Raw genomic sequence first — 20,295 nt, 5'->3', positions numbered from 1 at the left:
TCCACGAAGGACACGGTAGCCGGAAGGATGCGCTCGGAGTTGAAGATTTCCGCAAGGCGGTTCAGGCGGGAATCGGGGAGCTCAACGAGGCCGACATTGGGTTCAATGGTGGCAAACGGGTAGTTCGCCGCCAATATGTCGGAACGGGTCAGGGCATTAAACAAAGTGGACTTGCCCACGTTGGGCAGGCCGACGATTCCAAGTGTAAGACTCACGGGGCCAATCCTAACGCACCCCGGATCTTTTAAGGCAAGATGGTGGGGTGAGTTCTGATCAGCCATCCCCCAATGCATCCTCGCCTGAGCTTGCCGCAGCAGAGGCAGCACTTGGCGGGCGCTTCGATGACTCCGTCGATGCTGCCTCGCTGAACGCTGTCTCCGCACACCCGCCAGGAAACCAAGTGGATCGCTCCGTGGTGGTCGGCGAGGTCATCAAGTCCGCATCGCTGTGGGCGCTGCGCCTGACCATCATTGGCGTCTTTCTTTATGCCTCCTTCCGCATGCTGGGCAACTTCTGGCGCGGCATCCTGCCCGTCCTCATCGCGCTCATTATTTGCACCGTGCTTGCCCCCATTGCGAGCGCCATGCGGCGCAAGGGACTGCCGTCAGCCCTGGCTGCGGCAGTAACCATCCTCGTGTCTTTTACCGCGGTGGGCTCGCTCTTCATGTTCATTGCTCCGGACTTTGCGCGGCAATCCCAAACGCTGTACCTGCAAACTGCGGAAGGCATTCAGCGCCTGCAGCTATGGGCACAGGGTCCTCCGCTCAACCTCGATCCGGATGAGATCGGCCAATACATCGATGAGATCGCCCTGTGGCTGCAGCGCCAGGCGGGTTCCATTGCGGGTTCCGTGTTCACAGGAATTGGCACGGCGACCTCCATCGTGGTCACGCTTTTCATCATCGTGGTGCTGACCTTCTTCTTCCTTAAAGATGGCCACAACTTCCTCCCCTGGCTGCGCCAAGCGACGGGCCGCCGCACCGGCTGGCACCTCACTGAGTTGCTCACCCGTGTGTGGACCACGCTGGGTGGCTTCGTGCGGGCGCAGGCGGTGGTCTCGCTTGTCGACGCCATCTTCATCGGCCTCGGCCTCGCCCTCATCGGGGTGCCTTTGGCCATGGCGCTGGCCATCATTACCTTCATCGCCGGCTTTATCCCCTTTGTGGGCGCCATCGTGGCCGGCGCGCTATCCGTGACCATCGCCCTGGTCTCCTTGGGCTTCACCAAAGCACTCCTCGTGCTTGGCTTGGTTCTGCTGGTCCAGCAGCTTGAGGGCAACGTGCTCTCCCCGTGGCTGCAGTCGAAGGCCATGAACCTGCACCCGGTCATCGTGTTGATTTCCGTGACCGTCGGTTCCGCGCTCTTCGGCCTCGTCGGCGGCTTCCTCGCCGTTCCGGTTGCAGCGACCATCGCGGTTGTCTACCGCTACTTCCAAGACATGGTGATGCTCCAATCGGGCGAGAGGACCGCCGAAGACTTGGAATTCTCAACGGTCGCCGGTTTCCTCATCGGGCGCTACACACAGCAGCAGGGTGACCGGAAGCGCGAACAATGGCTGTCCATCCCGGACCACGCCGCACCCGAAGGCGCTGCGGAAGACGTCGCCAGCGATGGCACGAGCCCGCTGGACCGCAAGGTCGATGTCGACGCGGAACTCAGCGAACGAGATAGCGGCGCCCGCGCGGGAATTAAGCGCGCCATCGGCGCTCTCGAACAGATGTTGCAGTCGAAGGACAAAAACTAGCGGGGCGTGTCTGGGGCGCATGTCATGATGGCAGGCATGACGTCTACCCTTCCCGTGTTGCTCCTCTTCCTCGGCCTCATCATTGGCGCCGCTCTCGGTTGGCTGGCTCGCGCTTATTCCGCGCAGTCTTCCCAGCCCTCCGAGGAGCACCGCGCGCTGCAAGAATCCCAACGCCGCCAAGCAGAGCTTGTCCCGCTGGAAAAGGCCATGGACCGCTTGGGCCTGCAACTGCAGGAAATTGAGGAGGATCGCGCGACATCGCTCGCCGCACTCAGCAGCCAAGTTCAAGCGGTAACGCGGACCTCGACGCGGCTCTCCGATCGCACCGATAAGTTGGTCGGTGCGCTGCGCTCGCCGAACGTCCGCGGGCGCTGGGGCGAAGTACAGCTGGAGCGCGTGGTCGAGCTCGGTGGCATGCGCAAACATGTGGATTTCGACTCCCAGGTCACCGCTCGCATCAACGGTTCGGTAGTCCGCCCTGACCTCGTCGTTCACCTGGCAGGTGGGCGCAGCATTGTGGTCGACGCCAAGGTTCCACTCAGCGCCTACCTCGACGCCATGGAGACTGAGGATCCAGAAGAAAGGGCAGGGTTTCTGCGCCGCCACGCGCACCTGATGCGCTCACATGTCCAAGCACTGGCTTCTAAGGACTATATCGAGGCCTTCTCCCCCACGCCGCAGTTTGTGGTCCTCTTCGTTCCCGCGGATACCTTCGTCGACGCCGCGCTCTCCCTCGATGCCGAGCTGCTCGAGTTCGCATTCGAGCGTAACATCGTCATCTCCACGCCGAGCACCCTCTTCGCCCTCCTGCGCACCGTGGCGGTGAGCTGGCAGCACGAAGAGATCTCCGACAAAGCCCGCGAGGTACAGCGCTTGGGACGTGAGCTTTACACGCGCCTCAATACCCTCAGCGAGCACTATGACAAGGTCGGCCGCGGCCTCGAGCGCGCGGTTGAGGCATATAACGCGAGTTTGGCCAGCTTGGACTCCCGCGTCGGGGTCACCGCGCGGCGGCTCAAAGAGCTAGATGTGCCCGCCCGCGTGGACCGCCTGCCGGTGGAGCCGCGCAGTGTCGGTTCTTGGCCGCGGCGCGCCCACGATGAATAACGTTTTGGTCAACAATCCCGGTAAGCTTTCTGGGCGTGTCTGTTGCCAAAAATCGTCGCCGCCCTCCCCGCCGTGGGATGCCGCTTACCCGAGCGCTCCTCGTCGCGCTCGTCGTGACGCTTGTGGCCTTGGCAGTCTCAGGTGTGCTCGGCAAGGTTGCCCTGCCGTTCGCCCTAATTTTTGGACTCGGCTCGCTCGCTCTCACCTGGTTGGTGGAGATCCGCGGGCTCTACTTGTTAGTGATTACCCTGCCGTTGCTCTACGCGCTGGGAACTGTAGGCGGCGGGTTCATTAACTCGACGGCTGCCTTGCCGGAGGGCGCCTCTCCGTTTTCCAAGACCGCGCTTCTTACCACGGCCTTCCCCTTGGTGCAGCACTTCCCGGTGCTCATCGTCACAGTCTTGGCGTGCGCACTGCTCGCGGTCATGCGCATATGGAGCAGCAACAACCACGCGAAGAGCCGAGAAGCGGAAGCACAAAAGAAGCGCCGCGCCGACGCTGCCTCCGACCGCCGCAACCGCTCTGAGCGGCTCTCCGTGGCAGAGCTCATTGCTCGGGAGAACACGAGCTCTGGGCGGGTCCGGGAGCGCAACCGCGAGGAACGCCGTCGTCTGCAGGCCGAAGAGCGCGCCCAGCTCCGCCAAGCTTCCCCCGAGACCGACGTGCAGGAGGATTTCCGCCGCGCCGCCGCTGAAGCAGCGGAGAATGCGCGGCGCGCGCAGCGTCCCCAGCGGTCCCCCCAGCCGCTCGAGGAAAACCTCTACGACGAGGACTAGCGCGCAGTACGTGCCGGGCGCAGATCGCGCGGTAGCGAGAACGTGATGGTCTCCGTGGAGGTCGTCACCTGCTCAACATCGCTGTAGCCGCGCTCGTCTAGGTATTCAAGCACTTCACGCACCAGCAACTCAGGCACGGAGGCACCACACGTGACGCCAACAGTGTTCACTCCCTCAAGCCAGGCCTCATCGATCTCTGAGGCGAAATCCACCAGATACGAGGTCTTCGAACCTGCCTCCAGGGCAACCTCGACGAGGCGCTTGGAGTTGGAGGAGTTCTGGGAGCCGACAACGATCATGAGATCGCACTTCGGGGCGATGGCCTTTACCGACTCCTGGCGGTTCTGTGTGGCGTAGCAAATATCGTCTGACGGCGGGTTTTCCAAGTGCGGGAAACGCTCGCGTAGCTTGTTGACGATCTGGATGGTCTCATCCACCGACAACGTGGTCTGGGACAGCCAGATGAGCTTTTCCTCGTGTAGGAAGTCCGGCAGCTTGTCGACGCCCTCCAAGCCATCCACCAGGTGGGTGACGTCCGGGGCCTCGCCCGCAGTACCTTCGACCTCTTCGTGACCTTCGTGGCCGATCAGCAGAATCTGGTAGCCGTCACGCTCAAAGCGCTGGGCTTCCTTGTGTACCTTGGTCACCAGCGGGCACGTGGCGTCCAGCGTTAGCTGCTTGCGTTCTTCGGCCTCTTTGCGCACGCTCGGCGCGATGCCGTGCGCGGAAAATACCAGGTGAGCACCTTCGGGGGCCTCGGAGGCCTCTTCCACAAAGATGACGCCACGCTTGGCCAGGGATTCAACGACGAAGCGGTTGTGCACGATTTGCTTGCGCACGTAGATGGGAGCGCCGTACTTTTCCAGCGCCTTTTCCACTGTCTCAACAGCGCGATCCACGCCGGCGCAGTAGCCGCGGGGAGCCGCGAGGAGCACCTTCTTTGCAGTTTCAGTCATGCCAACCAGAGTATCTAAAGTTGCCCACATACTGTAGTTCTCGCCCATTCTCGCCCGCCGCAGGTGACCGGTGACACCCGATGTCCGGCGCGCCCCATACACTAGACGGAACACGCCCCGAAGCACAGACCACTCAAGAGAAAGGACTGCGCGTGAACCAACCGGCCAATTCCGCGGAGACACCGTGGCCCGTCGGCAAGGTCAATGACCAAGTCAAAGGCTGGATCGAGCGCCTCGGCTTCCTCTGGGTGGAGGGTCAGATCACCCAGCTGAACATGAAGCCGACGTGGAAACTGTCCTATATCACCTTGCGTGACGTCGAACAGGAAAAATCCGTCCAGCTGACCTGTAATACGTCGCTCATCCGGAATGCTCCCTCGCCGCTCAAAGACGGCGACCGCGTCGTGGTCTACGGCAAGCCAGCCTTCTACGCCGGGCGCGGTAGCTTCTCCCTGTGGGTTACTGAGATTCGTCACGTCGGCATCGGTGATCTCCTCGCCCGTGTAGAGATGCTGCGCCAGCGCCTACGCCAGGAGGGCCTGTGCGATCCTTCCCGCAAACTGCCTCTTCCCTACCTGCCAAAGAGAATCGGACTCATTACCGGCCGTGGCTCCCACGCTGAGCGCGATGTTCTCTCCGTGGCACAAGACCGCTGGCCGGCAGTCCAGTTCGAGGTCATCAACACAGCGGTGCAGGGAGCCACGGCAGTCACCCAGGTCATTGACGCACTGCAGACCCTCGATGCCAACCCAGAGGTCGATGTCATCATCATCGCCCGCGGCGGCGGATCGGTGGAGGACCTGCTCCCCTTCTCCGAGGAAGCTCTCCAGCGCGCTGTGGCCGCCGCCCGCACCCCGGTTGTCTCCGCCATCGGCCACGAGCCGGACCATCCGGTGCTTGACGACGTCGCCGATCTCCGCGCCGCCACCCCCACCGATGCGGCCAAGCGCGTCGTGCCCTCCGCGGCCGAGGAATACGCCGTGATTTCCGAAGCGCGTTCCCGCATGGCGGCTGCGCTGCGTGGCTGGGTGGAACGGGAGCGCCGCGGGCTCGAGAGCATTCGCTCCCGCCCAGTCCTCGCGGACCCCATGGTGCCGATCACCGCGCGCCGCGAGGAACTCGAACGCCACGTTGCGTCGATCCGGCGAGTCATTACTCATCAGCTGGACCGCGAAAGCAACCAGGTAGCCTCGTTGCGTGCGCGGGTCTCCGCCTTGGGCCCCTCGGCCACCCTCGAGCGCGGCTATGCCATTGTGCAGGTCCTTCCGCGCGATGGCAGCGGGCCGGAAGTCGTCACGAGCTACACGCAATCGCCCCCGGGTTCGCAACTGCGCATCCGCGTGGGTGATGGCTCGATTACCGCCGCCGCCATGGCCTCCCAGGCTGCGGATTAAACAGACCGCTTTATACAGAACCAAAAAGAAAGAAGCACTATCCCTCATGACTGACACGATTGGCGCCGGCCAGCCCGGCCAGGACGCATTCCCGCCCGTCGAAGAGCTGAGCTATGAACAGGCCCGCGACGAACTTATCGAAACCGTGAAGATCCTCGAGCTCGGGCAGATGGGCTTAGACGAGTCCCTGAAATATTGGGAGCGCGGCGAGGCACTAGCCAAGGCCTGCGAGGCACACCTCGATGGCGCTTCCAAGCGCGTAGAGGAAGCCCTCCGCAAGAATGCGGACAGCCCGGACAACGCAGAAGCACAGACGGAAACAGGAGAGGTTTAAATGAAGATTTACGGCTACCCGGGAGATCGCGTCGACTTCGTCTCCAAGTCCGGCGGAGCAGGTGCCATGGTTTTTGGTGATCCGCGCCAGCTCGCCGAAGAATTCTTCGGCACCCCTCACACCGACAACGGTGAGGAAATCAGCTACTTTTCCGGCTCCATTGTCTTGCGCTTCACCGAAGGGAAACTTAGCGAGGTCTCCTTATTCCCCAGCAAGTCCAAGCACGAAAAGGTGGATATCTACCTAGGCAAGACCCGCCTGAGCGGGCTCGACCCCGAGACCCTGCGCAGCGCTGCTGGCAACGAGGTCGAGGTGGAATGGGACGGCGCGCTGCAGAGCGTGACGTTTCGCTGACTAGTTACTCGCTGATGACGCTGCCGTCTTCAGCGATCTGGAGCGGCTTGGCCTCGACGAATGCGGTCAGAGCCGCCTCATAATCCGCGTCGGAGGCAGATCCGGTAAGGATAAGGCGGGCATCGCCCAAGTCCGTGATCCACAGGGGGCGAACGTCCTTGTCGTCGCTGCTCAGGATTTCCACGTCCTGACCCGCTACCTCACGCCGCTCGGAGTTGGCTCGATAGTTGGAATCGTAGGCGGTGGGGACATCTTCAAGAGCTAGCTGGGTCTGTGCTGACTCAACGTATCCTTCATTCGCGGTCAGCCAACTCACCACGGCACCGGACTCGCTGCCCACTTGCTTGCGCCGCGCGGCCGTCGGCTGCCAGCCCTCCGACATGACAGGTTCGCGAATGACCGCCCCGCTACCGCGTGCTTCCATCTCCAGGAAGGTGGCGGCATCCACATTCTGCACAGGCCCGGACTTTTCCGGATTTATCGAGCACAGTCCCGTTGCCCCGACGGCCAGGAACATCATGATGAGGATGATGCCCACCGTCAGGGTGATATCACGCGCGTCCTCAAAAATCTTTGGTTTATCTTCAGATGCCACTTGCCCAGTATGGCACGACGGCTCCGGCACACGCGACAGCGGCCTCCCACCTGCCCATTTAGCAGGTAGTACCGCCCTGTCCCTCTTCTGGGGGAGGCATTCGGGCTTAAGCGGGCGGGAAAAGTGGAAGAATGGAATATGTATTCCGGGTTGTCCCCCACCCCGGGCCGAGCCACCTAAAAAGAAAGGGACTAATCACACATGTCTGATAACACGTCTTATATCCCCGACCGCAACCTAGCCATGGAGCTGGTGCGCGTCACCGAGGCAGCAGCGCTCGCCTCGGGTCGCTGGGTTGGCCGTGGACAGAAGAATGAAGGTGACGGCGCCGCGGTGGATGCTATGCGCAAGCTCATCAACTCCGTCGAGATGAACGGCGTCGTCGTCATCGGCGAGGGCGAGAAGGATGAAGCCCCAATGCTCTTCAACGGCGAAAAGGTCGGCACCGGCCAGGGCGCCGAGATGGACATCGCCGTCGACCCGGTCGATGGCACCCGCCTCATGGCTGAGGGCCGCCCGAACGCTATTTCCGTCATTGCTGCTGCCGAACGCGGCACCATGTACGACCCGTCCGCTGTCTTCTACATGAAGAAGATCGCTGTCGGCCCCGAGGCAGTCGGCGCCATCGACCTCAATGAGTCGGTGGCATGGAACGTGAAGTCCGTGGCCAAGGCCAAGGGCATCAAGCCGGCCGACCTGACCGTCGTCGTGCTCGACCGCCCGCGCCACGATGACCTCATCCGGGAGATCCGTGAAGCCGGTGCCAAGGTTCGCCTCATCATGGACGGTGACGTCGCCGGCGCCATCGCCACCTGCCAGGACAGCAACTCCATCGACCTCATGATGGGCATTGGCGGCACCCCAGAGGGCATCATTACCGCCTGCGCCATGAAGTGCATGGGTGGTGAAATCCAGGGCAAGCTGTGGCCCAAGGATGAGGAAGAAGCAGAGAAGGCCCGCAAGGCTGGCCACGACCTCGACCGCGTCCTCACCACCAACGACCTGGTTTCCTCCGAGAACTGCTACTTCGCCGCTACCGGCGTGACCAATGGCGATATGCTCCGCGGTGTCTCCTACCGCCCGAATGGTGCCACCACCCGCTCTCTGGTCATGCGCTCCAAGTCCGGCACCATCCGCTACGTCGACTCCATCCATAAGCTGGCTAAGCTGCAGGAATACTCCGTGGTGGACTACACCAACCCCCACGATCAGGAAAGCTAGTCCACTTTCCCAGGAAGAGTGCTACGGTGGCCATGAATGCCGTGCCACGGCACACATAAAGAACCCAACAAAACTCATTTCACAGAAAAGGTGAATCCATGACTGAATACCGCATTGAACACGACACCATGGGCGAGGTAAAGGTTCCGGTCGACGCCCTGTGGCGTGCCCAGACCCAGCGCGCCGTGGAGAACTTCCCGATCTCCGGCCGCGGCCTCGAAGATGCTCAGATCCGCGCACTCGGCCTCCTCAAGGCTGCCTGCGCCCAGGTGAACAAGGATTCCGGCAAGCTGGACGCGGAGAAGGCTGACGCCATCATCGCCGCCGCCACCGAGATTGCAGAGGGCAAGCACAACGATGCTTTCCCGATTGACGTCTTCCAGACCGGCTCCGGCACCTCCTCCAACATGAACACCAACGAGGTCATCGCTTCCATCGCCCACAAGAACGGCGTGGAGATTCACCCGAATGACCACGTGAACATGGGTCAGTCCTCCAACGACACCTTCCCCACCGCAACCCACGTTGCGGCAACGGAGGCTGCAGTAAATGACCTCATCCCGGGCCTCAAGGTCCTGCACGATTCCCTGCTGGCCAAGGCCAAGGAATTCGCTGATGTAGTTAAGTCCGGCCGTACCCACCTGATGGACGCCACCCCGATCACCCTGGGCCAGGAATTCGGTGGCTACGCTCGCCAGATCGAGCTCGGCATCGAGCGCGTTGAGGCTACGCTGCCGCGCTTGGGCGAACTGGCTATCGGCGGCACCGCTACCGGTACCGGCCTGAACACCGACGCTGAGTTTGGCGGCAAGGTCACCGAGGAGCTCAAGAAGCTCACCGGCATTGACCAGCTCTCCGAGGCCAAGAACCACTTCGAGGCCCAGGCTGCCCGCGACGCCCTCGTCGAGTTCTCCGGCGCCATGCGCACCGTTGCTATCTCCCTCAACAAGATTGCTAACGACATCCGCCTCATGGGTTCCGGCCCACTCACCGGCCTTGCGGAGATCCACCTCCCGGATCTGCAGCCGGGCTCCTCCATCATGCCGGGTAAGGTCAACCCGGTTCTGTGCGAGGCCGCCACCATGGTGGTCAGCCAGGTCATCGGCAACGACGCCGCTGTTGCCTTCGGCGGCTCCAACGGCCACTTCGAGCTCAACGTCTACATCCCGATGATGGCCCGCAACGTCCTCGAGTCCTCCCGCCTGCTGGCTAATGTCTCCCGCGTCTTCGCTGAGAAGTGCGTTGACGGCATCGAGGCCAACGAGGAGCGCATGAAGAAGTTTGCGGAGTCCTCCACCTCCATCGTCACCCCGCTGAACTCCAAGATCGGCTACGAGAACGCCGCCAAGGCAGCTAAGCACGCACTGAACGAGAAGATCACCGTCCGCGAGGCAGTCATCGACCTCGGCTTCGTCGACGGCGAGAACCTCACCGAGGAAGAGCTCGATGAGCGCCTCAACGTTCTTACCATGACCAACCGCGACCGCGATAACTTCTAAGCTCGCTTTCGCCCACGCCGCCGCTCTTCGCACCGCCTCCTTGAGGTGGCGCGCAGGGCGGCTTCGCTGTTTTCTCATCCGCCCTGCTGGGCCAGCAACAAGGTCGGGGCAGCAACTGCCCGATCTGCCAAAACCACCGCTCATGACTCAAGGCCTGGCAATAACTTCGTCAACTAGGGCAGTTTTGGGCTTGAGAATTCCTTTCCAAGCCATCACTTCGCGCCCTTCGCGCTCACGGCGAGCCTTAATCAGCCACAGCGCATGCTGCTGGTGAGCGCGAAGGGTAGGGTTGCTACCATCTGCTCCCCCTTTCCTGTGCGCCGCGCCATAAAGCTCGTCCCGCCATCATGAGAATCACCATCATTGCACTTGGTGCAAACTTGCACTGAGTGTAGGATTGCACTCCGTGCAAGAAGAACTGTCATTACGCGAGCAAAAACGCCTAAAAACTCGCCTACGTATAGAGGATGCTGCCACCCTCTTGGTAGACGAGCACGGCTTTGCTGCAGTTACGGTGGAGGAGATTTGTGAGAAGGCCGGTATTTCCCGGCGTACTTTCTTTAACTATTTCGATTCCAAGGACTCAGCTGTCTTGGGCAACCCCAGCCAAGAGTTTTCCCAAGAGCAGAAGAGCTACCTGCTCGAAACTCCCACGGAGAACCTCTTCAAGCTGGCCGTAGACCTCATCAAGGAACACCTCATTGGGCAGCACGCCAACAGGGAGATTGCTGAGCGACGCCGCCGTATCTCCCGCGATGCGGACGCAGCGGCGGCATCCTTAAGCAGAAAGCGTGCCAAGTCTAACGAAGTACTTGAGCTTCTCACCCAACGGCTGGAGCAGGAGCCAGCATTGAAGACCATGCCGGATATCTCCCCGCACACGGAGGCACTCCTCATTGCTGTCACCATCCGTGAGGCTTTTTGGTTGGCCACCACCTCGCCAGACTTCAGCTGTGATGTCCCCTTTGAACAGCGCTTTGACTCCGCACTCACACTCATCAACAACTATTCGAAAGGACTGTCATGGTAGCTACCGCGAAACCGCCAGTGGCCAACACTGACAATGGCAAGCCGGAAAACAACCTTGCCCTCGTCTTCTCTGCCCTCGTGCTCACCATGTTGATGAGCTCCCTGGGGCAGATGATCTTCGCTTCCGCCCTCCCCACTATCGTCGGCGAGCTCGGCGGTGTCGACCACATGAGCTGGGTCATCTCCGCCTTCTTGGTCACCATGACCATTGCTATGCCTATCTCCGGCAAGCTCGGTGACATGATGGGCCGCAAGTGGCTCTATATCGGCGGTATTGCCACCTTCGTCATCGGGTCCGCCGTGGGCGGCTTCGCCAATTCGATGAATCTGCTCATTATTGGCCGTGCCATTCAGGGCTTCGGCGCTGGATTCATGATGATCTCCTCCCAGTCCATCATCGCGGAGGTCACCACGGCACGTGAGCGCGGTAAGTTCATGGGCATCATGGGCGGCGTTTTCGGCCTGTCCTCCGTCCTCGGCCCAGTCCTTGGCGGCTGGTTCACTGATGGACCTGGCTGGCGCTGGGGTCTGTGGATGAATATTCCCCTTGGTCTGCTCGCCATGACCGTGTGCGTGCTCGTTCTGCACTTGCGCGTTGGTGATACTGACTTGCGCAAGTTTGATGCCTTGGGTGCCACCTTCATCGCCATCACGACCGCCTCGCTCATCCTTATGACCACGTGGGGCGGCACTCAGTACGAGTGGTCGGATCCCGTCATTCTCACCTTGGCCGTCATCGTTGTGATTGGTGCTGTTATCACGGTCTTCGTCGAGAAGCGGGCCAAGGAGCCTCTAATCCCAGTTCTGCTGTTTAAGAACCGCAACATGGTGCTCACGACGGCCGCCGGCATGGTGCTGGGCCTGGCTATGTTCGGTGTGCTGGGCTACATGCCGACCTACCTGCAGATGGTGCATACCCTGACGCCAACCAAGGCGGGACTCATGATGATCCCGATGATGCTCGGCATGATTGGCACTTCTACCACAGTGGGATTCATCATCGCCCGAACCGGCCACTACAAGCGCTACCCCATCATCGGTCTCGCCATTACGGCAGGCGCGCTGTTCTGGATGTCGAAGCTGACTGTGGATACCTCCCTGACTCACCTTGGCGCTGAGTTCCTCGTCTTCGGCATCGGCCTCGGCTTCGTTATGCAGGTGCTCGTTCTCATCGTTCAGAACTCCTTCCCCGTGGCACTGGTGGGTACCGCAACGGCGGCCAACAACTTCTTCCGCCAGATCGGTTCCGCCATGGGTGCCTCCTTGGTGGGTTCACTGTTCATCCACAACATGAAGGATGAGTTGGCCGCCAACATGCCTGCCGCCATTGCTTCCATGGGCAAGGCTGGCGCGCCCTTTGCAGAAAAGTTCAGCGCTGAGGGCGGCGGTTCCTCCAACCTGACCCCGTCGATGGTGGCACAGCTTCCGGACCCCATCCGCGACGTCATCCTCAACGCCTACAACGACGGCCTCACCCCGGTCATCCTGCTCATGGTCCCGATGGCCATCATCGCTCTCCTGCTCATCCTGCCGGTGCGGGAGGAGCACCTCAAGGAGACGATTGATTAAATGTCGCTCACTGCGGGTATCCGAGACAGGCTTGCGCTTGTCGACGCCTGCCTCGAATCCGCCTTGACCATGCTCCGGGAGGGCTGGTTTGCTATTCCCCACTTCAGTCGCCTGAGAAATGAAATACGCCCTCAGGCACAACGGTGGTTCGGTCGCTGGGATGTCCCCTCAGACTAGAAGCCGGGTGCTGTAAACACACAAAGTCCTCGCTACGAGAATGCTCGTAGCGAGGGCTTCTTTTTCCAACGATGCTTAGCGCAGGATGCCCAACTGTCGCGCCACCTGAGCAGCGACTCCGATGAGAGCGAGCACACCAGCGAGGATGCCTACAATGGCTCCGATATTCGTACCACCGAAGCTCACCTCCCCGCCGGGGGACTCCTTGGTCACCTTCACGGTCTTGGTGACGTAGTTGTCCGACAGCTGCGGCTGGCCGTTACGCAGAACATAGGTGTTAAGGGTGACGGTCGCGGTACCTTCTGACTTGGCCTTGTAGGTTCCGTCCTTATTGACTTCGAGCACCTCCGGATCACTGCTGCTTGGTGACGCCACCGGAACCCCCAAGCGAGCACCATTAAAACCATCAATCCTGAGGCCAAAGCTGCCGGTTGCGCTCGGCACAGTACCATCCGAGAAGAACAGTTCAGCATCCTCGATAGATCCAGAAGGAACAGCTACCGGGAAAACGTAGCGCCCTTGGTCAAGGCGAGTAGACGTTCTGTTTTCCGGAGAATTTTCAAAGTTCTTGTCCCCAAAGAGGCCGGCAGTGGCCGTACCTACCTCGGCGACAGCAAAGTAACGATGGTTCGGAGCAAGCATATTGTCGAGGTGACCGGTCTCACCGGACCCACTCACCTTGTTGGCCCATTCATCAGCCCAGCCGTTGATAGCTTCATCAGCACCGAGGTAGTTGATGTTTTCAGCACTCTTGAAATCATCGGTCACGCTCCAGCACTCCACTCCCGGGATGCGCTCGTGATCCAATTGCGGACCTTCGTTCTCTTCCGCAGCTCGCTGGAGCGCAGCATGTTCCAGCCCGCGGCTCCACGAAATTGAATCTACGTACTCCTCACGGGAGTTGAGTCCTTCACCTCGCGCAGCCTCACGGAGAGGAACTCCCCCAAGCAAAAGATTTGAATCCCACGCGCGTGCTCGTACCGCCCGAATTTGCTTAACCATGAGATCGATCTTGGATTGCATCACCGGCTCGGCGAAAACATACGCCAAAGCGCCGTCGGGATAGTTAACGTTGAGCTCTGCTACAGGGACAGAGCCAGCAGATGGAAACTCAGCAGCCGTGGCAACGGGCGCTACGAAAGCACCGGCCGACACGGCTGCGACGGTGGAAAGGGCAAGCACAGAAGTACGGAAAGACATGATTCGCCTTCGCTAGAGAGTGAATGAGAACAGGTTTTATTCTATCCGCGATCATGCCCTGGTATTAGAAAAGTAAGATAATTACTTTCTCTTCTGGTTGGCTTCTGCCTTCTTTTCCTCCGGCTTCGGAAGAAGAAGCTCATATACATCGGTATCGCGCCACTGGCCGGCGAGCTCGCCGTAGGTCATCTTGGCCATGTGGGAGTAGGTGCCGACCTTGACGAAGCCGCGGGACTTGTGGAGACCAGCGGAGCCTTCGTTCTCCGGGAAGATCCACGAGTGGATGGCCCACTTGTGCAAGTCACGGCAGACCTCGATGAGCTGATCCAGCAAAGCACCACCGATACCCCTGCCCTGGGCTTCCTTACTCAGGTAGATGGAATCCTCCACCACGCCGTGGAACACGGTGCGGGTAGACGCCTGCGCAGCGCAGACCCAGCCGAGGACCTTCGAGTCATCGTCCGCCTCCACCGCAACAAAGACCGACGACATGATCTTGACGTTCTTAAACTCCTCAAAGGTCAGCGACCGTGTCTCGTAGGTAGCGTGGCCGGTGTTGAGGCCCTGCTCGTAGATCTCGCGCATTTGCGGGTAGTCCGCCGCAGTGAATGGACGGATGCGGAAATCCTTCTTCTTGTCTTTCGCGTTGTCGCTCATAGGACAATTATTACTGAGCACGCACGACCAATGCCAAGCAGACCCCTACGAGATCGCCATTCGCGAACGAGTTAGTTCTCACCTTCCAGCAAATCGGTGACAAGTTCCGCAATGGCAGAGCGCTCAGAGCGCTGCAACGTGATGTGAGCGAAGAGCTCATGCCCTTTGAGCTTTTCAATGACTGCCTGCACACCGTCGTGCCGGCCCACGCGCAGGTTGTCTCGCTGCGCCACGTCATGGGTCAGCACCACGCGCGATCCGCGGCCCAAGCGAGACAAGACAGTCAGCAGCACGTTGCGTTCCAACGACTGGGCCTCATCGACGATTACGAAGGAATCGTGCAGGCTTCGTCCGCGAATGTGGGTCAGCGGGAGAACCTCTAAAAGCCCACGGTCCTGAACCTCATCCATGACGTTCTCCGATACGAGACCCTCCAACGTGTCGTAGACCGCCTGCGCCCACGGGTTCATCTTCTCGCTCTCGGAGCCAGGCAGGTATCCCAGGGATTGCCCACCCACCGCATACATCGGGCGGAAGACCACGATGCGGCGGTGTTCGCCACGCTCCAGCACAGCTTCTAGGCCGGCGCACAAGGCCAGCGCAGACTTACCGGTACCTGCACGGCCTCCAATGGACATGATGCCCACGGAAGGATCCAGCAGCAGGTCCAAAGCTACCCGCTGCTCAGCCGAGCGCCCCTGGAGACCAAAGACATTCGCATCACCGCGTACCAAGCGCACTGCCCCCTCGGCTGTCATGCGCCCCAGCGCTGACTGCCCGCCTGCCTGCAGCGTCACGCCGCAGTGCACCGGAAGGTCCTCGACGCGGGTGCCGGCGGTAGTCACTGATCCGTCGATAAGCACCTCGCCTTCCCCATAGAGCTCATCGATGACCTCCGCGGTGGTCTGCACCGTGGCCATTCCGGTGTATCCGGTGAGCACAACGTCTTGCGCGTGGTACTCATCTGCCTGCAGGCCTACGGCGCCCGCCTTAACACGCAGCGGAACATCCTTGGTCACCAGGACGGTGTCCTTGCCCTCATGCTGCAGGTTGAGCGCGCAGGCCAGGATTCGGTGGTCTCCCTCCGGCCCGCGGAAGGCCGCCGGCAGCAAGGACTGATCCTGGTGATTGAGCTCCACGCGCAGCGTTCCGCCCGCGGCGTTGACGGGAAGAGGCTGATCCAGCGCCTCATAGGTAGCGCGGAGGTCCTCCAAAAAGCGAAGAGCTTGGCGGGCGAACCAGCCAAGCTCCGGGTGATGACGTTTCCCTTCCAACTCAGAGATAACGACGATGGGCAGCACCACATCGTGCTCTGCGAATTTACGCAACGCCCAGGGGTCGGAGAGGAGGACGGAGGTATCGATGACATAGGTCTTGGTAACCACAGCGGCCTCGTGTGGCTGCTCGGTCAGGACGGAAGGATTGGTCATAGCGGCAGGGTTCTCCCTTGTTATGCCCGCCCCAACTCAACGACCTGGGAGGGCATGGTGAAGCTGGTGTTTTTCGAACTGTCCGGACGTCCCTGTGAACCTCCGAACACCATCCACGCTAGAGAGCAAAGGTTGAAATTACATGGGTGCAAGATGAACAGTATTAAAACGACAATCCCCAGAGCCACACCATCCCCACCAGTCGGCTCGCTCCCACACAAAACACAAAGAAATGCTCCGCACTGGTTTTACAGTGCGGAGCATGTTCTTAGCGGGCTGTCCCTATTGTGAGCTCTCTTAGTTGATGGTGGCCTCGTACTCGCCGGACTCACCCTGCATCCAGGAAATGGTGCCGTTGGTGAATTCCTGTACCCAGCCGTTGCCCTCAGCCTTCTCCGGGGCGGTCGGCAGGCCAACCTTGCTGTCCAAGCCGCCTTCCTCGGTCCAGGTCTCAGCGATCTTGCCGATGATCGGCTGGGAGCCATCGCCCTCGCTGAATGCCAGCAGCTTGTCCTTGGCGAAGGTAGCAACGCTACCAGCATCGGTGGACTCGATGGACTCCGGATCGCCCCACTCGGCGGCCTTGTCCTTAATGGCCTGTGCAAAGTCGGAGGCAACCTCTACCTCACCGTTAGCGGTGGAGACGCTCTCCTTATCGCCCTCGGCTCCCTCAGAATCGGTGGAATCAGCGGAATCCGAGTCGGAGGACTCCGCCTCAGAGGAGTCAGCATCCGCTGCACCCTCAGCATCAGAAGGATCGGCGGACTCGGAGTCCTTCATGGAATCCTTAGCGTCCTGAGCGGCAGAGCCGGCAGCACCGGTAGCGTCGGACGCGGCGGACTGTGCAGCGTCGCCAGCATCCTTAGCGGCGTCCTCAGCATCGGAGCAGGCAACGACACCCAGGGACAGGGTCGCAGCGGCGATACCAGCAGCGAAACGACGAGTCATCTTCTTCATTATCTAAACCTTTCTCTTTTGTTGAGCACTGTTCTAAGTACTTTTGTTGAGAACGAAACCCACCGTAGGCCCGGTCGCCGGCGTCACGCCACCGGCAAACCTGTGATTAGACAACAAAAACCATGCTTTATCGACGTTTCCGCTGTTGAGACCCTCTATATCTTTTCGATAACGGTTTGAAAATAGAGCTTTTTTGAGGCTTTCCTTGAGACTTTCTGCGAGCTTGCTTGGCCTTTGCTTTGTCACGGGCGCTGCGCTTCTCAGCAACATTGCGGGAAGAATTCCGCGTCCTTCCCTTCGCCACGCCGACGAAATCCTGAATCTCGTCACCATCCTCCGCCCGGCGCCACACCAAAGCGATCTCCGTGCGCGCAACAGTGGGATCCTCCAGACCTAGAGCCACGACTTGCTTCTTGCTGAGCACCTTCAGCAGAGGTCGAGGTGCGATGGCCACGCCCACGTTGGCTGCCACGACTTGGAGAGCGGTGCGCAGGGCGGGAACGTCGACGCTGCCGTCCTGCGAGATCCGGTAATTCACGATCTCTTCGGCGACATCCTCCGGTGTAATGTCCTCCCCTACCTCGGCGTACACGGAATCTTTCGGAACGGCGATCCCAGGCGCTTCCTCGTACAGCCGAACCACATGGAAGCTGTCATCGACCCGCGGATCTGGCAGGCGGGTTAGCGCGAGGTCTGCTTCCTGCGCAAGAAGAGTCGCCATCGCATCATCGGCGTCGGCGGTCACCAGGGACTCGGGAGAATGCGAGTCACGGTAGCGTCGAAACCATTTACCGGGTTCTGTACCAGTGCAAAAGACAAGGCGGAGCATGCACCTCATACTACGGTGCTGCTAGCGTGGTGAGCGTGACTGATACCCCGAATAATGAAACCCCAGCCAACGAAACCCAGCAGCCTTCCGGTACCGCCATGCGCGCACAAACCGCAGCTAAGAAGCTGGGCATCTACCTGCCGGCCGCCCCAGAGGAGTTTCAAGCCAATGCAGTGACCCACGCGCAATTGCGCGACCTGCAGGAGAACCCACCGGAGTGGCTGGCCACCCTGCGCCGCGAGGGCCCGCACCCGCGCCCGGTAGTGGCGCAGAAGCTGGGCATTTCCGTGACCGCGCTGAAGAAGAACGACATGGATCGCCCTCTGACCACCGCAGAAATCAAAGAGCTCCTCAGCGCGATGCCCGAGTGGCTCGGGGCCGCACGGAAAGCTCACGCCGAGGAGCGTTCGGAAGCTTAGACCAGCTTCCAGTCTTCGAGGCCGTCGTACAGCGGGAAGTCCGCGGCGACCTTCTCCACGCGGGCGCGCAGCTTGGCGACGTCCGCGTTCTTACCGTTTGCCAGCGCGGTACCGATAACATCGGCCACCTCGGTGAAGGCCGCCGTGTCAAGGCCGCGGGTAGCCAAGGCCGGGGTGCCGATGCGCAGGCCGGAGGTAACCATCGGCGGGCGCGGATCGTTCGGGACCGCATTGCGGTTCACGGTGATGCCCACCTCGTGGAGGAGGTCCTCCGCCTGCTGGCCATCGAGTTCAGAGTTGCGCAGGTCCGCCAGGACGAGGTGCACGTCGGTGCCGCCGGTGAGGACGTCGACGCCCGCCTTGGTGCAATCCTCAGCGGTCAGGCGCTCAGCCAGAATGCGAGCACCTTCCAGGGTGCGCTCCTGGCGCTCCTTGAACTCCTCGGTGGCCGCAATCTTGAGGGCGATGGCCTTCGCCGCGATAACGTGCATGAGCGGACCGCCCTGCTGGCCAGGGAAGACGTTGGAGTTGATCTTCTTGGCAAAGTCCTGCTTGGCCAAGATAATTCCGGAGCGCGGGCCACCAAGCGTCTTGTGCACAGTGGAGGACACAACATCAGAGTGCGGAACCGGGGAGGGGTGAAGGCCGGCGGCCACGAGGCCTGCGAAGTGCGCCATATCCGTCCACAGGTAGGCGCCCACCTCATCAGCGATGGAGCGGAATGCCTCAAAATCGATGGTGCGCGGGTAGGCGGACCAACCAGCAATGATCACCTGCGGCTTCTCAGCCAGAGCCTGCTCGCGGACCTTGTCCATGTCGAGGCGCATGGTCTCCGGGTCAACCTCATACGCGGCAACGTCGTAAAGCTTGCCGGAGAAATTCAGCTTCATACCGTGGGTCAGGTGGCCGCCATGTGCCAAGGACAGGCCCATGATCTTGTCACCCGGCTGGATCAGCGATGCCAGCACCGCAGCGTTGGCCTGGGCACCGGAGTGCGGCTGGACGTTGGCAAATTCGGCGTCGAAAAGCGCCTTGGCACGATCGCGAGCCAGATCCTCCACGACATCAACGTGCTCGCAGCCGCCGTAGTAGCGGCGCCCCGGGTAGCCCTCTGCGTACTTGTTGGTGAGAACAGAACCCTGCGCCTGCAGAACGGCGCGGGGGACGAAGTTCTCCGAAGCAATCATCTCGAGGGTATCGCGCTGACGAGCAATCTCACCGGAAATAGCCTCGAAGACCTCGGGGTCAAGATCGCGCATCTCCTGGTAGCGCACGTCTGAATTGTTCGTAGTCGTCATGAAAGCGTGGTGTCCCTTCCTAAAGATGGTCAAGATAGCCAGCGGCGCCCGCTCGCAGCACAACACCACCGACTTGAGAAATCGCCGAAGCTAGTTCTACATCCTAACGCCCCTATCCCCCGCGCGGGGGTCTCTAGGAATCTTTTCATTCGGGGCGATTGCACGAGGCGCCGGATGCAGTGCGACAATAGTCGGCATGGCGCGAATGACCGATGCGAGCCCGTACCTCGATTTTGACCGCGATACGTGGCGTGCCCTGCGTAAATCCATGCCACAGGTGTTGACGGCCACCGAGGTAGAAAAGCTCCGTGGTATTGGTGACCGCATCGATCTCACCGAGGTAGCGGAAGTTTATCTACCACTGTCCCGTCTCATTCACATGCAGGTGGAGGCACGCCAGAAGCTCACCACCGCCACCGAGGCATTTTTAGGTAACCCACCGACGCACGTTCCTTTCGTCATCGGCGTCGCCGGCTCTGTCGCCGTGGGCAAATCGACGACGGCGCGCCTGCTCCAAGTGCTTTTGGAACGCTGGGATTCCCACCCGAAGGTCGACCTCGTCACCACCGATGGTTTCCTCTACCCCACCGCCTACCTCAAAGAGCACGGGTTGATGCAGCGCAAGGGCTATCCGGAGTCTTATGACCGCCGCGCGCTCATGCGTTTTGTTACCGACGTTAAATCCGGCAAACCGCTGGTTACCGCACCGTTGTACTCGCACGTGTCCTATGACATCGTCCCCGATGAATT

Annotated in this window: 21 protein-coding genes; 12 read left to right on the top strand and 9 right to left on the bottom strand. The window is 60.7% G+C overall.

Annotated features, from left to right (window positions below; translation table 11 throughout):
• Window positions 1-215: GTPase (locus RDN59_RS07570; protein WP_308607302.1), on the bottom strand; the 215-nt coding region annotated here is incomplete at its 3' end.
• A 47-nt stretch (window positions 216-262) separates the two neighbouring features.
• Here RDN59_RS07570 and RDN59_RS07565 point away from each other — a divergent pair.
• Genes RDN59_RS07565 through RDN59_RS07555 form a run of 3 tightly spaced genes read left to right on the top strand, consistent with a single transcriptional unit; the run spans window position 263 to window position 3,627 of the window.
• A complete protein-coding gene (locus tag RDN59_RS07565; RefSeq protein WP_308607301.1) occupies window positions 263-1,744 on the top strand; it encodes an AI-2E family transporter in 1,482 nt (493 codons plus the stop codon).
• A 36-nt stretch (window positions 1,745-1,780) separates the two neighbouring features.
• On the top strand, window positions 1,781-2,851 hold the full coding sequence (locus RDN59_RS07560; protein ID WP_308607300.1) for a DNA recombination protein RmuC: 1,071 nt from the start codon (window positions 1,781-1,783) through the stop codon (window positions 2,849-2,851).
• Window positions 2,852-2,886: 35 nt separating this feature from the next.
• The gene (locus RDN59_RS07555) at window positions 2,887-3,627 is read left to right on the top strand and encodes a DUF6542 domain-containing protein (protein WP_308607299.1); all 741 of its coding nucleotides are present in this window, start codon (window positions 2,887-2,889) and stop codon (window positions 3,625-3,627) included.
• Here RDN59_RS07555 and RDN59_RS07550 read toward each other — a convergent pair.
• Window positions 3,624-4,583 (bottom strand): 4-hydroxy-3-methylbut-2-enyl diphosphate reductase, encoded by a 960-nt coding sequence (locus RDN59_RS07550; RefSeq protein WP_070754977.1) that lies wholly within the window; start codon window positions 4,581-4,583, stop codon window positions 3,624-3,626. The genes RDN59_RS07555 and RDN59_RS07550 overlap by 4 nt on opposite strands.
• Window positions 4,584-4,735: 152 nt before the next feature.
• Between RDN59_RS07550 and xseA the strand changes: the two genes are divergently transcribed.
• The 3 genes from xseA to RDN59_RS07535 are packed head-to-tail and all read left to right on the top strand — an operon-like array spanning window position 4,736 to window position 6,665.
• A complete protein-coding gene (gene xseA / locus RDN59_RS07545; RefSeq protein WP_308607298.1) occupies window positions 4,736-5,977 on the top strand; it encodes an exodeoxyribonuclease VII large subunit in 1,242 nt (413 codons plus the stop codon).
• A 46-nt stretch (window positions 5,978-6,023) separates the two neighbouring features.
• On the top strand, window positions 6,024-6,311 hold the full coding sequence (locus RDN59_RS07540) for an exodeoxyribonuclease VII small subunit (protein ID WP_070510275.1): 288 nt from the start codon (window positions 6,024-6,026) through the stop codon (window positions 6,309-6,311).
• Complete coding sequence (locus tag RDN59_RS07535; RefSeq protein WP_070821813.1) at window positions 6,312-6,665, top strand: hypothetical protein; 354 nt, start codon at window positions 6,312-6,314, stop codon at window positions 6,663-6,665.
• Between the two features lie 4 nt (window positions 6,666-6,669).
• Here RDN59_RS07535 and RDN59_RS07530 read toward each other — a convergent pair whose 3' ends face one another.
• Window positions 6,670-7,260, bottom strand: a complete 591-nt coding sequence (locus RDN59_RS07530) for a DUF4245 domain-containing protein (protein WP_308607297.1) — start codon at window positions 7,258-7,260, stop codon at window positions 6,670-6,672.
• A gap of 201 nt (window positions 7,261-7,461) precedes the next feature.
• On the opposite strand from RDN59_RS07530, the gene glpX reads away from it, so the two are divergent.
• The 4 genes from glpX to RDN59_RS07510 all read left to right on the top strand — a co-directional run bounded on the left by glpX (window position 7,462) and on the right by RDN59_RS07510 (window position 12,578).
• A complete protein-coding gene (glpX, locus tag RDN59_RS07525; protein WP_046648341.1) occupies window positions 7,462-8,481 on the top strand; it encodes a class II fructose-bisphosphatase in 1,020 nt (339 codons plus the stop codon).
• A gap of 98 nt (window positions 8,482-8,579) precedes the next feature.
• Window positions 8,580-9,980: a class II fumarate hydratase gene (locus tag RDN59_RS07520; protein WP_308607296.1), complete on the top strand. Its 1,401-nt coding sequence runs from the start codon at window positions 8,580-8,582 to the stop codon at window positions 9,978-9,980.
• A 406-nt stretch (window positions 9,981-10,386) separates the two neighbouring features.
• Window positions 10,387-11,010: a TetR/AcrR family transcriptional regulator gene (locus tag RDN59_RS07515; RefSeq protein ID WP_308607295.1), complete on the top strand. Its 624-nt coding sequence runs from the start codon at window positions 10,387-10,389 to the stop codon at window positions 11,008-11,010.
• A complete protein-coding gene (locus RDN59_RS07510) occupies window positions 11,004-12,578 on the top strand; it encodes an MDR family MFS transporter (RefSeq protein WP_308607294.1) in 1,575 nt (524 codons plus the stop codon). Before RDN59_RS07515 ends, RDN59_RS07510 begins: the two co-directional genes overlap by 7 nt.
• Window positions 12,579-12,830: 252 nt before the next feature.
• On the opposite strand, the gene RDN59_RS07505 is transcribed toward RDN59_RS07510, so the two are convergent.
• From RDN59_RS07505 to RDN59_RS07485, 5 genes are all read right to left on the bottom strand, one after another.
• The gene (locus tag RDN59_RS07505; protein ID WP_308607293.1) at window positions 12,831-13,955 is read right to left on the bottom strand and encodes a hypothetical protein; all 1,125 of its coding nucleotides are present in this window, start codon (window positions 13,953-13,955) and stop codon (window positions 12,831-12,833) included.
• Between the two features lie 81 nt (window positions 13,956-14,036).
• The gene (locus RDN59_RS07500; protein ID WP_308607292.1) at window positions 14,037-14,612 is read right to left on the bottom strand and encodes an N-acetyltransferase family protein; all 576 of its coding nucleotides are present in this window, start codon (window positions 14,610-14,612) and stop codon (window positions 14,037-14,039) included.
• A gap of 71 nt (window positions 14,613-14,683) precedes the next feature.
• Complete coding sequence (locus RDN59_RS07495; RefSeq protein WP_046648336.1) at window positions 14,684-16,042, bottom strand: PhoH family protein; 1,359 nt, start codon at window positions 16,040-16,042, stop codon at window positions 14,684-14,686.
• A 297-nt stretch (window positions 16,043-16,339) separates the two neighbouring features.
• Entirely contained in the window at window positions 16,340-16,999 is a 660-nt protein-coding gene (locus tag RDN59_RS07490; protein ID WP_308607291.1) for a hypothetical protein, read from the bottom strand.
• A gap of 127 nt (window positions 17,000-17,126) precedes the next feature.
• Window positions 17,127-17,828, bottom strand: a complete 702-nt coding sequence (locus RDN59_RS07485; protein WP_308607290.1) for a LysR family transcriptional regulator substrate-binding protein — start codon at window positions 17,826-17,828, stop codon at window positions 17,127-17,129.
• A 98-nt stretch (window positions 17,829-17,926) separates the two neighbouring features.
• Between RDN59_RS07485 and RDN59_RS07480 the strand changes: the two genes are divergently transcribed.
• On the top strand, window positions 17,927-18,247 hold the full coding sequence (locus RDN59_RS07480) for a DUF5997 family protein (protein ID WP_308607303.1): 321 nt from the start codon (window positions 17,927-17,929) through the stop codon (window positions 18,245-18,247).
• Here the strand turns inward: RDN59_RS07480 and glyA are convergent.
• The gene (glyA, locus tag RDN59_RS07475; protein WP_308607289.1) at window positions 18,244-19,545 is read right to left on the bottom strand and encodes a serine hydroxymethyltransferase; all 1,302 of its coding nucleotides are present in this window, start codon (window positions 19,543-19,545) and stop codon (window positions 18,244-18,246) included. The two genes, RDN59_RS07480 and glyA, sit on opposite strands and share 4 nt — an antisense overlap.
• 196 nt (window positions 19,546-19,741) lie before the next feature.
• Between glyA and coaA the strand changes: the two genes are divergently transcribed.
• The coding region (gene coaA / locus RDN59_RS07470; protein ID WP_308607288.1) for a type I pantothenate kinase at window positions 19,742-20,295 on the top strand (554 nt) is incomplete at its 3' end.

This window comes from uncultured Corynebacterium sp., assembly GCF_902489365.1.
Taxonomy (GTDB): Bacteria; Actinomycetota; Actinomycetes; order Mycobacteriales; family Mycobacteriaceae; genus Corynebacterium.
This window is presented reverse-complemented; position numbering and strand designations above follow the sequence as displayed.

Excerpts from the sequence above, each read along its gene's own strand:
- RDN59_RS07550 (WP_070754977.1), bottom strand. The coding sequence starts at position 4,583 with ATGACTGAAACTGCAAAGAAGGTGCTCCTCGCGGCTCCCCGCGGCTAC.
- glyA (WP_308607289.1), bottom strand. The coding sequence starts at position 19,545 with ATGACGACTACGAACAATTCAGACGTGCGCTACCAGGAGATGCGCGAT.
- RDN59_RS07480 (WP_308607303.1), top strand. The coding sequence starts at position 17,927 with ATGCGCGCACAAACCGCAGCTAAGAAGCTGGGCATCTACCTGCCGGCC.
- RDN59_RS07510 (WP_308607294.1), top strand. The coding sequence starts at position 11,004 with ATGGTAGCTACCGCGAAACCGCCAGTGGCCAACACTGACAATGGCAAG.
- RDN59_RS07520 (WP_308607296.1), top strand. The coding sequence starts at position 8,580 with ATGACTGAATACCGCATTGAACACGACACCATGGGCGAGGTAAAGGTT.
- glpX (WP_046648341.1), top strand. The coding sequence starts at position 7,462 with ATGTCTGATAACACGTCTTATATCCCCGACCGCAACCTAGCCATGGAG.
- RDN59_RS07505 (WP_308607293.1), bottom strand. The coding sequence starts at position 13,955 with ATGTCTTTCCGTACTTCTGTGCTTGCCCTTTCCACCGTCGCAGCCGTG.
- RDN59_RS07535 (WP_070821813.1), top strand. The coding sequence starts at position 6,312 with ATGAAGATTTACGGCTACCCGGGAGATCGCGTCGACTTCGTCTCCAAG.
- RDN59_RS07500 (WP_308607292.1), bottom strand. The coding sequence starts at position 14,612 with ATGAGCGACAACGCGAAAGACAAGAAGAAGGATTTCCGCATCCGTCCA.
- RDN59_RS07495 (WP_046648336.1), bottom strand. The coding sequence starts at position 16,042 with ATGACCAATCCTTCCGTCCTGACCGAGCAGCCACACGAGGCCGCTGTG.
- RDN59_RS07490 (WP_308607291.1), bottom strand. The coding sequence starts at position 16,999 with ATGAAGAAGATGACTCGTCGTTTCGCTGCTGGTATCGCCGCTGCGACC.
- RDN59_RS07560 (WP_308607300.1), top strand. The coding sequence starts at position 1,781 with ATGACGTCTACCCTTCCCGTGTTGCTCCTCTTCCTCGGCCTCATCATT.
- RDN59_RS07485 (WP_308607290.1), bottom strand. The coding sequence starts at position 17,828 with ATGCTCCGCCTTGTCTTTTGCACTGGTACAGAACCCGGTAAATGGTTT.
- RDN59_RS07540 (WP_070510275.1), top strand. The coding sequence starts at position 6,024 with ATGACTGACACGATTGGCGCCGGCCAGCCCGGCCAGGACGCATTCCCG.